General features: G+C 67.8%; 9 protein-coding genes. 5 read left to right on the top strand and 4 right to left on the bottom strand.

Annotation, left to right across the window (positions count from 1 at the left end; all coding sequences use genetic code 11):
- Nucleotides 1-366 precede the first annotated feature (366 nt).
- Together betA and betI are read right to left on the bottom strand one after the other, a co-directional pair.
- Nucleotides 367-2,070 (bottom strand): choline dehydrogenase, encoded by a 1,704-nt coding sequence (betA, locus tag H9Q09_RS19470; protein WP_210315438.1) that lies wholly within the window; start codon nt 2,068-2,070, stop codon nt 367-369.
- Complete coding sequence (betI, locus tag H9Q09_RS19465) at nt 2,067-2,663, bottom strand: transcriptional regulator BetI (protein ID WP_230787013.1); 597 nt, start codon at nt 2,661-2,663, stop codon at nt 2,067-2,069. Before betI ends, betA begins: the two co-directional genes overlap by 4 nt.
- 214 nt (nt 2,664-2,877) lie before the next feature.
- Between betI and H9Q09_RS19460 the strand changes: the two genes are divergently transcribed.
- Entirely contained in the window at nt 2,878-4,479 is a 1,602-nt protein-coding gene (locus H9Q09_RS19460) for a bifunctional metallophosphatase/5'-nucleotidase (protein ID WP_187392411.1), read from the top strand.
- Nucleotides 4,480-4,550: 71 nt separating this feature from the next.
- Complete coding sequence (locus tag H9Q09_RS19455) at nt 4,551-5,126, top strand: DUF2585 domain-containing protein (protein WP_187392410.1); 576 nt, start codon at nt 4,551-4,553, stop codon at nt 5,124-5,126.
- 80 nt (nt 5,127-5,206) lie between these two features.
- On the opposite strand, the gene H9Q09_RS19450 is transcribed toward H9Q09_RS19455, so the two are convergent.
- Both H9Q09_RS19450 and H9Q09_RS19445 read right to left on the bottom strand, forming a co-directional pair.
- Nucleotides 5,207-6,271, bottom strand: a complete 1,065-nt coding sequence (locus H9Q09_RS19450; protein ID WP_024350950.1) for a fatty acid desaturase — start codon at nt 6,269-6,271, stop codon at nt 5,207-5,209.
- Between the two features lie 220 nt (nt 6,272-6,491).
- Entirely contained in the window at nt 6,492-7,745 is a 1,254-nt protein-coding gene (locus H9Q09_RS19445) for an ROK family transcriptional regulator (RefSeq protein WP_187392409.1), read from the bottom strand.
- A gap of 299 nt (nt 7,746-8,044) precedes the next feature.
- Here H9Q09_RS19445 and H9Q09_RS19440 point away from each other — a divergent pair, with 299 nt between their 5' ends.
- The 3 genes from H9Q09_RS19440 (at nt 8,045) to H9Q09_RS19430 (ending at nt 11,021) form a co-directional block, all read left to right on the top strand.
- Nucleotides 8,045-9,052, top strand: a complete 1,008-nt coding sequence (locus H9Q09_RS19440) for a sugar ABC transporter substrate-binding protein (protein ID WP_348646335.1) — start codon at nt 8,045-8,047, stop codon at nt 9,050-9,052.
- A gap of 113 nt (nt 9,053-9,165) precedes the next feature.
- Entirely contained in the window at nt 9,166-10,236 is a 1,071-nt protein-coding gene (locus H9Q09_RS19435; protein WP_187392407.1) for an ABC transporter permease, read from the top strand.
- Complete coding sequence (locus H9Q09_RS19430; RefSeq protein ID WP_024350947.1) at nt 10,233-11,021, top strand: ATP-binding cassette domain-containing protein; 789 nt, start codon at nt 10,233-10,235, stop codon at nt 11,019-11,021. The genes H9Q09_RS19435 and H9Q09_RS19430 overlap by 4 nt, the downstream gene beginning before the upstream one ends.
- Nucleotides 11,022-11,051: the final 30 nt, after the last annotated feature.

Below are 11,051 nucleotides of genomic sequence, written 5' to 3'. Positions count from 1 at the left end.
CCGCAAGCTCCTCGTCACGCTCAACGTGGCAATCCGAACCGGAGAATATCAGCCGCGCCCAGCCACCCCTTGACGCATACTCACACAGTTGCTCGGGCTTGACCCGAGGACCCATTCCTCGGCGGTTCGGTGCCCACTCCGTCGGAGATTAGTGATGCGTCACCGGTCACGGCATGGGTCCTCGGGTCAAGCCCGAGGATGACGACCTTGATTGATGAAGGCGCTCTTCCGGCGAGGTTGGCAGCAGCTCGACGCTGCCACCCGCACCACGTCAAACACGCGCACCCCACCCTCGACGACGACCTTGTTAGAGGTCACGGCCTTGCCGGCACGCCCCGCACGCACATTGCGCGCCGGCCGACCGCCCTACCGCTGGCGTTCGCGCCAGTGGGGGTCGATCCAGGGCTGCTTGTCGGGCTCGGGGGCCAGCATGCCGTCGCCCAGAATGTGGTCGGCGGCCTTCTCGCCGACCATGATGGAGGGGCCGTTGAGATTGCCGTAGGGGATGCGCGGGAAGATCGAGGAATCGGCCAGCCGCAGGTTCTCGGTGCCGATGACCCGGCAGGCCGGGTCGACCACCGCGTCCGGATCGTCCGGCGCGCCGAGGCGGCAGGTGCCGCAGGGATGATAGGCGCTCTCGGCATGTTCGGCGATAAAGGCGTCGAGTTCGGCATCGCTCTGCACCGCCGCGCCGGGCTGGATTTCCGGCCCGCGAAAATCGTCGAAGGCGGCCTGGGCGAAGAGCTCGCGGGTCAGCCGGATCGCCTGGCGAAACTCGGGAAAGTCGTCCGGATGCGTCATGTAGTTGAAGCGGATCGAGGGCGCGGCGCCCGGATCGTCGCTCTTCAGCCGGATCCGGCCGCGCGACTTGGAGCGCATCGGCCCCACATGGGCCTGGAAGCCGTGGCCGGGGGCCGCGGCCTGGCCGTCATAGCGGATCGCACCGGGCAGGAAATGATACTGGATGTCGGGATATTCGATCCCCGGTGCCGAACGGATGAAGCCCGCCGCCTCGAAATGGTTGGTGGCGCCGTAACCGGTGTGCATCAGCATCCATTCCAGCCCGACGCGGCCCTTCGCGAAGAGGTGCAGATAGCCGTTGAGGGTGATCGGCTGGGTGCAGGATTGCTGGATATAGACCTCCAGATGGTCCTGCAGGTTCTGACCGACGCCGGGCCGCGTCACCCGGGTGCGGATGCCGACGCGCGACAGGTCCGCCGGATCGCCGATGCCCGAATGCATGAGGATGGTCGGGGAATTGATGGCACCGGCGGCCAGCACCACCTCGCGCCGGGCCCGCACGATGCCGGTGCGCCGGCCCCGCCGGCCGATCTCGACGCCGATGGCGCGGGTGCCCTCGAAGGCGATGCGCGCGACATTGCCATGCACCAGCCGGCAATTGCCGCGGGCCATGGCGGGGCGCAGATAGGCGTTGGCGGCCGACCAGCGCCGGCCGCGCCAGATCGTCTGCTGCATCGGGCCGAAGCCCTCCGGCTTTTCGCCGTTATAGTCGTCGGTCAGCGGATAGCCGGCCTGTCTGCCGGCCTCGATGAAGGCGCCGTAGAGCGGGTTCTCCATGGCGCCGCGCTGGACGTTGAGCGGGCCGGACATGCCGCGCCAGGCCGGATCGCCGGCCGGCAGCCCGTCGGCGCGGGGCTCGGTGCCGCCGCCCTCGAAGCACTCCATCCGCTTGAAATAGGGCAGGACGTCGCCGTAGCCCCAGCCTGCCGCGCCGCTCTCGGCCCAATGGTCGAAATCTCTGGCGTGGCCGCGCACATAGACCATGCCGTTGATCGAGGACGAGCCGCCGATGACGCGGCCGCGAGGCGTCGCCAGCCGGCGGCCGGCCAGCGTCTCTTCCGGCTCGGCCCGGTAGCCCCAGTCGTAGCGCGCCATGTTCATCGGGAAGGACAGCGCGCCCGGCATCTGGATGAAGGGTCCCGCATCCGTGCCGCCGGCCTCGACCACGACGACGTCGTAGCGGCCGGATTCCGACAGGCGGTAGGCCAGCGCCGAACCGGCCGAGCCGGAGCCGACGACGACGTAGTCGGCTTCGTCGAGGGTCTTCATGGGGCGATCTCCGCGTCGATGACCCGCTCGATCATCCGCACGGCGGCGGCGCGATCGGGCGCGGTGAGGGGTGTCAGGGCCTGGCGCAGCCAGACACCGTCGATCATGGCGCCGGCGGCCGCGGCGACGGAGACCGCGGCGACGGGGCCGACCAGTGGCTCCAGGCCCGAGATGAGATTGGTCTCCAGCCGCCGGAAATAGACGCGCAGCAGGCGCGCCGCTTCCGAGGAGCGCCGGGCATAGACGTAGAAGACCAGCCAGGCGCTGATCGCCTCGCGGCGGAACTGGCTTTCGTCGAAGGCCGCCTCGATCACCGCCGAGACGCGCTCGCGCGGCGTGCGCGATGCGATCAGCCGCCGGGTGACCTCGGCGCGGAACTCGCGCAGCAGCTGGCGCATGGCGGCGATCAGCAGATCGTCCTTGGCGCCGAAATAATGGTGGGCGAGGGCGGGCGAGACGCCGGCCCGCGCCGCGATGTCGGCCATGGTCACTTCGATCGAGCCGGCCTGCTCGACGGCGCCGATCACGGCACCGATCAGCGCCTGGCGACGCTCGGTCTCGATTCCGCCACGGCCGAGGCGGGGCGTTTTCAACTGGGTCATGCCGTAAAGATAATGATGTTGATTGATCAGTCAATCAATTGTGGCGAGGTCCGTGCCCCAGAGGTCGGGGAAGCGGCTGCGGAGCCTATCCGCGACCCTGTTCAAACCGCCTCTCCTCTGCCAATCATCACGGATGCGCGGCACGCCCTGCGATCCGCCCGGCCTACCTCGGGATCCTGGCATCCCCCAGCGAAAGAGATGTGACATGAGGCTACTGACAGGGGTCGCGGCGATCGCGCTGACGGCGGCAATGGCGGGTCCGGCACTCGCCGATTACACGCTGACGATCCTGCACACCAACGACATGCACAGCCGGATCGAGCCGATCAACAAATACGATTCCACCTGTTCGGCCGACGAACTGGCGGAAGCCAAGTGCTTCGGCGGGTCGGCGCGGCTCCTGTCGGGCATCCGCGCGGCGCGCGAGGCCCATCCCAACACGCTGCTCGTCGATGGCGGCGACCAGTTCCAGGGCACGCTGTTCTACACCCGCTACAAGGGCAAGGCCGCGGCCGAGATGATGAACGCGCTCGGCTATGACGCGATGACCGTCGGCAACCACGAATTCGACGACGGTCCGAAGGTGCTGCGGGCCTTCATGGAAGAGGTCGAGTTCCCGATCCTGCTCGCCAATGCCGACATCTCGGCCGAGCCGGAACTCGCCGACACGCTGAAGCCCTCGGCGGTGATCGAGAAGGACGGCGAGACGATCGGCCTGATCGGTGTGACGCCGGCCGACACCGGTGAATTGTCGAGCGCCGGCCCCAATGTGCGCTTTTCCGATCCCATCGAGGCGGTCCGCGCCGAGGTCGACCGGCTGACCGGCGAGGGGGTCACCAAGATCGTGCTCCTCAGCCATTCCGGCTACGCCGTCGACCAGCGCATCGCCGCGGCCGTCAGCGGCATCGACGTCATCGTCGGCGGCCACTCCAACACGCTCTTGTCCAACACCGACGAGAAGGCCGCCGGTCCCTATCCGACCATGGTGCCGAACCCGGATGGCGTCGACGTGCCGATCGTCCAGGCCTACGCCTATGGCAAGTATCTCGGCGAGCTGACGGTGACCTTCGACGATTCCGGCGTGGTCACCGCCGCGGTCGGCAATCCGGTGATCATGGATGGCGAGATCGCCGAGGACAGCGATCTCAAGACGCGCATCGAGGAACTGGCCAAGCCCCTGCAGGAAATCCGCGAGAAGGTCGTCGGCCGCACCGAGGACCCCATCGACGGGTCGCGCGACACCTGCCGGGCGCAGGAATGCGAGATGGGCAATTTCGTCGCCGACGCCATGCTGGCCCGTGTCGCCGATCAGGGCACGGCGGTCGCCATCGTCAATGGCGGCGGCCTGCGCGCCTCGATCGACGCCGGCGAGATCACCATGGGCGACGTGCTGACGGTGCTGCCCTTCCAGAACACGCTGTCGACCTTCAAGCTGACCGGCGCCGACATCAAGGAGGCGCTCGAGAACGGCGTCTCCGAGGTCGAGGAGGGCGGCGGCCGCTTCCCGCAGGTGGCGGGGCTCAGATACAGCTGGTCGCGGGCCGGCACGCCGGGCGAGGACCGCATCCGCTCGGTCGAGATCCGCGAGGGCGAGGGCTACGTGCCGCTCGATCCGGAGAAGACCTATCTCGTCGTCTCCAACAATTTCATGCGCGGCGGCGGCGATGGCTATGGCGTCTTCGCCGAGAAGGGCACCGAGGCCTATGATTTCGGCCCGGCGCTGGAAGAGGTGGTGGTCGAGTATCTCGCCGGCGACAACGCCGCCTATGCGCCCTTCACCGAAGGCCGCATCACCGAGATGCAGTAGGCGCGTCCCGCCCGCCGCGCTATGGGGACAGGGCCGGCGCCAGCGCCGGCCTTTTTGCGCGAGGGGCGTCGATGACCGAGAGACTGAACAGGATCGGCTGGATCGAGGGACTGGCCGCGCTGGCGATCGTCGTCGCCACGGCGGCGATCCTGCTGGCCATGGGCCGCACGCCGATCTGCGAATGCGGCACGATCAAGCTGTGGCACGGCGTCGTGGTCAGTTCGGAAAATTCCCAGCATCTGTCCGACTGGTACTCGCCGTCGCACCTGATCCACGGCTTCCTGTTCTTCTTCGCCGGCTGGCTGGTCCTGCGGCGGGCCAGCTTCGGCACGCGGCTGATCCTGGCCCTGGTGGTCGAATGCGCCTGGGAGATCGCCGAGAACACCGATGCGGTGATCCAGCGCTACCGCGAGGCGACGATTGCCCTCGACTATTACGGCGACAGCGTCCTGAACTCGGTGGCCGACATCGGCTTCATGGTGCTGGGGTTCTGGCTGGCGAGCCGGCTGCCGATCTGGCTGACCGTGACGATCGCCGTGGGGCTTGAGATCTTCGTCGGCTGGATGATCCGCGACAATCTCACCCTCAATGTCCTGATGCTGCTGTGGCCGCTGGACGCGGTGAAAGCCTGGCAGGGCGGCGCCTAGGCGCGGCCGGGCAAAAGGCAGCAGGCAGATAAGTCGGGCAGCGGCGCGTCCCTCGAACGCGCCGCTGCCATCTATACGTCTCAGGCCGCGGTGGCGGGGGCAGGTTCGAGCCGTGCGCCGAGCGACTTGGCTGCATCGCGGAACGACACCAGCCGGCGGGCGCTCTCGTCCCACAGGACCAGCTTCACGCAGTTGAAGCTCTGGCGAATGGTGATGCGGCCGAGCCCGTGCAGTTCGGGAAATTCGCGCAGCACCTCCGGCAGGCGGTAGAACGGCACCGTGCTCGACAGGTGATGCACGTGATGGATGCCGATATTGCCGGTGAACCAGCGCAGCACCGGCGGCAGGTCGTAATGCGACGAGCCGTGCAGCGCGGCGTGCTGGAACTTCCACTCGTCGCTCTCCGACCAATGGGTCTCCTCGAACTGGTGCTGCACGTAGAACAGCCAGACGCCGGCCGTCGCGGCCATCAGGGTGATCGGCAGCTGCACCGCCAGGAAGGGCACGAGGCCCATCGCCCAGATCAGCAGCGCCGCCGGGATGGCAATGCCGAGATTGGTGGCGAGCGTCGAGGTCCAGGGCTGCACGCCGGCGCGCATCAGGCCGACCGGCAGGCGGTACTGGCAGATGAACAGCCATGCGGGCCCGAGGCCGAACATCACCGCCGGGTGGCGGTAGAGCCGGTAGCGGATGCGGCCCCATTTGGTCAGGGCGTTGTATTCGGCGACGGTCAGCGTATCGACGTCGCCGATGCCGCGCTGGTCGAGATTGCCGGTGGTGGCGTGGTGCACGGCATGGGTGCGGCGCCAGTAGTCGTAGGGCGTGAAGGTGACGACGCCGATGACCCGGCCGGTCCAGTCGTTGACCGCGCGGCGGGCGAACAGCGAGCCATGGCCGCAATCGTGCTGCAGCATGAACAGCCGCACCAGGAAGCCGGCGGCCGGCACGGTGAGGATCAGCCCCCACCAGTGGCCGTGGGTGACCGCGACGGCGGTCAGGGCCCACAGGGCGACGAAGGGAATGGCGGTGACGGCGATCTCCCAGACGCTGCGCGCGGTATCCGGCTTGCGGTACCGTGCAAGCGCTTTGGTCCAGGAGATGGTCTTGGCGTCGGCTGCGGTGCCGACCGTATCGGTGGAGGTCAAGGAGTATCCAAGCTGGGGTGCCCTCGCCGACCGAGCGCCATCGACCGATCGCGGATCGGGCGGCTGGCGGGGAAACGAGGAGAGATGCGGGAGCGAACCGGCTCGCGCTCCTCCGAGGGCAGGGGGTATTCCCTGCTGACGTGTCTATCATCATGGCGCATTGAGGCAAGGTTGCGACGCGTCCGGCCGATCAATTTCCCCGTGACTCGTATTGCCGCCCTCACGCTGCCTCGGCGGACAGCCCCCGGTGGTCGAGCAGGAACCTCGCAAAGAACGGCAGGCTCGCCGAGCCGATCTCGCGGGCGCCGGCGCCCATCGTCCCGGCGCGGATGTCGAGGGGCGTCAGGCCCTGGCGCCTGAGCCGCACCATGGCCCGCCGGGTCGCCTCGACCAGCCGTGCCCGCACGTTCTCGGGAAAGCCGCCGTCGATCACCGCGCATTCGAAATCATAGACCGCGCTGGCGGAGACGATGGCATAGGCGAGGCCGCGCGCGGCGATGCCCAGCCAGTGGTCGAGGACGGTGCCGAGTTCGTCCCAAGCGCCGGCATCCTTCCACAGGACCAGCGGATCGCCGCCCTCGGCCGCGATCATCTTCTCCAGGACATGGATCGAGGCGAAGTTGATCAGCTGTTCGAAGCCGTCCAGCCGGACGCCGGCCACCCCCTCGCGGGCGGCGCGCGGCACCGGCATCGAGCCCAGCGCGCCGGCATTGCCGGTGCGTCCGGTGACGAGGTCGCCGCCCATGACGATCCCGCCGCCGACAAAGGCGCCGACGAAGAAATAGACATAGTCCAGCGACGTCGTTGCGCCGAAGACGTTCTCGGCGGCGCAGGCCGCCGTCGCGTCATTGGCCAGGTTGACCGGCAGGCCGGTGATCGCGGCGAGCTCGGCGACGATGTCGACCCGGCGCCAGGCGTCCATGCGTTCGGCCGGCGCGCCGATCTCCTCGGCCCAGGACCACATTTCGTAGGGCATGGCGACGCCGAGGCCGACGATCCGCAGGCGCAGCCGGGCGTCGATCGCGCTGGCGACCCGCGGCTGCGCCGCGCGCACGAAATCGAGGACGAGGTCGACGTCCGGGTAGGCATAGGTCAACCGTTCGCGCGCCCGCACCACGCCGAGGAAATCCATCAGCACGAGTTCGACCGAGCGGCGGCCGATCTTCAGGCCGAAGGCGAAGGCCCCGGAGGGATTGAGCCGCATCGGGATCGAAGGCTGGCCGACCCGGCCGCGCCGCGGCATCTCCCGCAGCACCAGTTCCTCCGCCTCGAGCGCCCGCATGATGACCGATGCAGTCTGCGCCGAAAGGCCGGTGCGGCGGGCGATCTCGGCCTTGGCGAGTTCGCCGTGCTGGCGGATCAGGCTGAGGACGGTGCGCTCGTTATGGGCGCGCAGCCCGGACTGGTTGGATCCCCGCATGCGGCCGGAGATCGGCGGAAAGTCGGCGGGAACGCCGTCGGCCTGGGGGTCCATGCATCCTCCCTGCGTGCGCTGCGATGGCGCCGCCCGGTCGACGCGACCGTACGGCGACCCATATCCCGACATGGCGCGCAACGGCCGGAGCGTTGCATCGATCCATGCCGCCGTCAATAAATAAATCAACGTGATTTATTATCGTTGACAGCGTTTCCGGCTTGGTGTTTCGTAGGGTGGATCGGGCTGGCGAGGAGGCTGGCCCGCCGCGTTTCACGGCGCGTCAATGTCGGCCGGACGGCCGACGGTTCTGGGAGGTTCTCAACGTGACATTCCGCACGCTACTCGCATCCACCGCCATTGTCGGCCTCGCGGCCCTCGCCACGCCGGCCGCCACGCCGGCCGCCGCGCAGGACGCCAAGACCAGCGCCTGCCTGATCACCAAGACCGACATCAACCCGTTCTTCGTCAAGATGAAGGAAGGCGCCACGGCCAAGGCCGAGGAACTCGGCATCGAGCTGTCCAGCTATGCCGGCAAGGTCGATGGCGACCACGAGACCCAGGTCCAGGCGGTCGAGAGCTGCATCGCGGCCGGCGCCAAGGGCATCCTGATCGCGGCTTCTGACACCAAGGCGATCACCGACGTGGTCAAGCGGGCTCGTGACAACGGCGTTCTGGTGATCGCCCTCGACACGCCGCTGGAGCCGATCGACGCGGCCGACGCGACCTTCGCTACCGACAATTTCAAGGCCGGCCTGCTGATCGGCCAGTGGGCCAAGGCGACGATGGGCAACAAGGCCGCCGACGCCAAGATCGCGCTGCTCGACCTTTCGCCGGCCGCGCCGTCGGTCGACGTCCTGCGTGACCAGGGCTTCCTCAAGGGCTTCGGCGTCGACGTGAAGGACGAGGCGACGATCGGCGACGAGGACGACCCGCGCATCGTCGGCCACGACGTGACCGCCGGCAACGAGGAAGGCGGCCGCACCGCGATGGAGAGCCTGCTCCAGAAGGATTCGGGCATCAACGTCGTCTACACGATCAACGAACCGGCCGCGGCCGGCGCCTATGAGGCGCTGAAATCCTTCGGCATGGAGGAGAACGTCCTGATCGTTTCCGTCGACGGCGGCTGCCCGGGCGTCAAGAACGTCGAAGAGGGCGTCATCGGCGCCACCTCCCAGCAATATCCGCTGGACATGGCAGCCAAGGGCATCGAGGCGATCGCCCAGTATGCCAAGGACGGCACCGTGCCGCAGCCGACCGAAGGGCTCGACTTCTTCGACACCGGCGTCAACCTGGTGACCGACGCACCGGTGGACGGTGTGGAGTCGATCAGCGTGGCGGAAGGCCTCGATCGCTGCTGGGGATGATGGACGAACGGGCGGCCTTCGGGCCGCCCCTTTCCATCCCTGCAAACCCGCTTCCACCTTCGCCGAGCCGGCCCGATGCAGGGGCATGGCAGGGCCGACCGGAGTGAGACGACATGAGTGAACCGACCAGCCGGGGAGCGGATTTCGAATCCTCCCTGAAGGACAGCGACGTAACGGTCGCCGCCTTCGAGCGCCGCTCGCGCGGCCCGCTCGACGCGGCCCAGCATTTCCTTCACGGCGCACCGACCATGGTGCCGGTGATCGTGCTGCTCCTGTCGGTCGCCGTCTTCGGCGTGGTCTCCAACAATTTCTTCTCCGCCTTCAACCTGTCGCTGATCATGCAGCAGGTGGCGATCGTCGGCATTCTCGCCGCCGCCCAGAGCCTCGTCATCCTGACCGCCGGCATCGACCTGTCGGTCGCCGCGGTGATGGTGATGATCTCGGTGATCATGGGACGGCTCAGCGTCGAGGCCGGGCTGCCGGTGCCGCTGGCCATCCTCTCCGGCTTCGTTGTCGGCACGCTGACCGGCCTTCTGAACGGCATCCTGGTGACCAAGGTGCGGCTGCCGCCCTTCATCACCACCCTCGGCACCTGGAACGTCTTCCTGGCGCTGAACTATTATTTCTCCAATCGCGAGACGATCCGCAGCCAGACGCTGGATGCCGAGGCCCCGCTGCTGAAGCTGTTCGGCGAGCGCTTCAACATCGGCGGCGCGGTCCTGACCTGGGGCGTCGTCCTGATGGTCGTGATCTTCGTCGTGCTCTGGTTCGTCCTCAACCGCACCGCCTGGGGCCGGCATGTCTACGCCATCGGCGACGACAAGGAAGCGGCGGAACTGTCGGGCATCCGCACCGACCGGACGCTGATCTCGGTTTACATGGTCTCGGGCTTCATCTGCGCCCTGGCGGCCTGGGCCTCGATCGGCCGCGTCGGCTCGGTCAGCCCGACCTCCTTCTTCGAGGCCAATCTGGAATCCATCACCGCCGTGGTGATCGGCGGCATCTCGCTCTTCGGCGGACGTGGCTCGATCATCGGACCGATGATCGGCGCCCTGATCGTCGGCGTCTTCAATTCCGGCCTGCGCCTCGCCGGCGTCGACGTCCTGTGGCAGCTCTTCGCCACGGGCTGGCTGATCATTCTCGCGGTCGCGATCGACCAGTGGATCAGGAAGGTCTCCGCATGAGCACGTCCCAGACACCCGTCCTCTCGGCCCGCGGCATCGTCAAGAACTACGGCCGCGTCACCGCCCTCGATCACGCCGATTTCGATCTCTATCCCGGCGAGATCCTCGCCGTGATCGGCGACAACGGCGCCGGCAAGTCCTCGCTGATCAAGGCGATCTCCGGCGCCGTCAGCATCGACGAGGGCGAGATCCGCCTGAACGGCGAGCCGGTGCGCTTCACCTCGCCCATGCAGGCGCGCGATGCCGGCATCGAGACGGTGTACCAGAACCTTGCTCTGTCGCCGGCGCTGTCGATCGCCGACAACATGTTCCTCGGCCGCGAGATCCGCAAACCGGGTTTCATGGGCAAATATCTGCGGATGCTCGACCGCACCGCCATGGAGCGGATCGCCCGCGACAAGCTCTCCGAACTCGGCCTGATGACCATCCAGAACATCGGCCAGGCGGTCGAGACCCTGTCGGGCGGCCAGCGCCAGGGCGTCGCGGTGGCGCGCGCCGCGGCCTTCGGCTCAAAGGTGCTGATCCTCGACGAGCCGACGGCGGCCCTCGGCGTCAAGGAATCGCGCAAGGTGCTGGAGCTGATCCAGGACGTGCGCTCGCGCGGCATGCCGATCGTTTTGATCTCGCACAACATGCCGCATGTCTTCGAGGTCGCCGACCGGATCCATGTCCACCGTCTCGGCAAGCGGCTCTGCGTCATCGACCCGAAGACCGCCTCGATGAACGACGCCGTGGCGCTGATGACCGGCGCCAAGACCCCGGAATCCGACATGATCGCGGCCTGACGGCCGCGACCTTCGTCGGGACGTGCAGCC

It is taken from the genome of Aurantimonas sp. DM33-3, assembly GCF_014334315.1.
Taxonomy (GTDB): domain Bacteria; phylum Pseudomonadota; class Alphaproteobacteria; order Rhizobiales; family Rhizobiaceae; genus Aurantimonas; species Aurantimonas coralicida.
This window is presented reverse-complemented; position numbering and strand designations above follow the sequence as displayed.

Coding starts and splice junctions, on each gene's coding strand:
- betA (WP_210315438.1), bottom strand. CDS start 2,070: ATGAAGACCCTCGACGAAGCCGACTACGTCGTCGTCGGCTCCGGCTCG.
- H9Q09_RS19460 (WP_187392411.1), top strand. CDS start 2,878: ATGAGGCTACTGACAGGGGTCGCGGCGATCGCGCTGACGGCGGCAATG.
- H9Q09_RS19455 (WP_187392410.1), top strand. CDS start 4,551: ATGACCGAGAGACTGAACAGGATCGGCTGGATCGAGGGACTGGCCGCG.
- H9Q09_RS19445 (WP_187392409.1), bottom strand. CDS start 7,745: ATGGACCCCCAGGCCGACGGCGTTCCCGCCGACTTTCCGCCGATCTCC.
- H9Q09_RS19435 (WP_187392407.1), top strand. CDS start 9,166: ATGAGTGAACCGACCAGCCGGGGAGCGGATTTCGAATCCTCCCTGAAG.
- H9Q09_RS19430 (WP_024350947.1), top strand. CDS start 10,233: ATGAGCACGTCCCAGACACCCGTCCTCTCGGCCCGCGGCATCGTCAAG.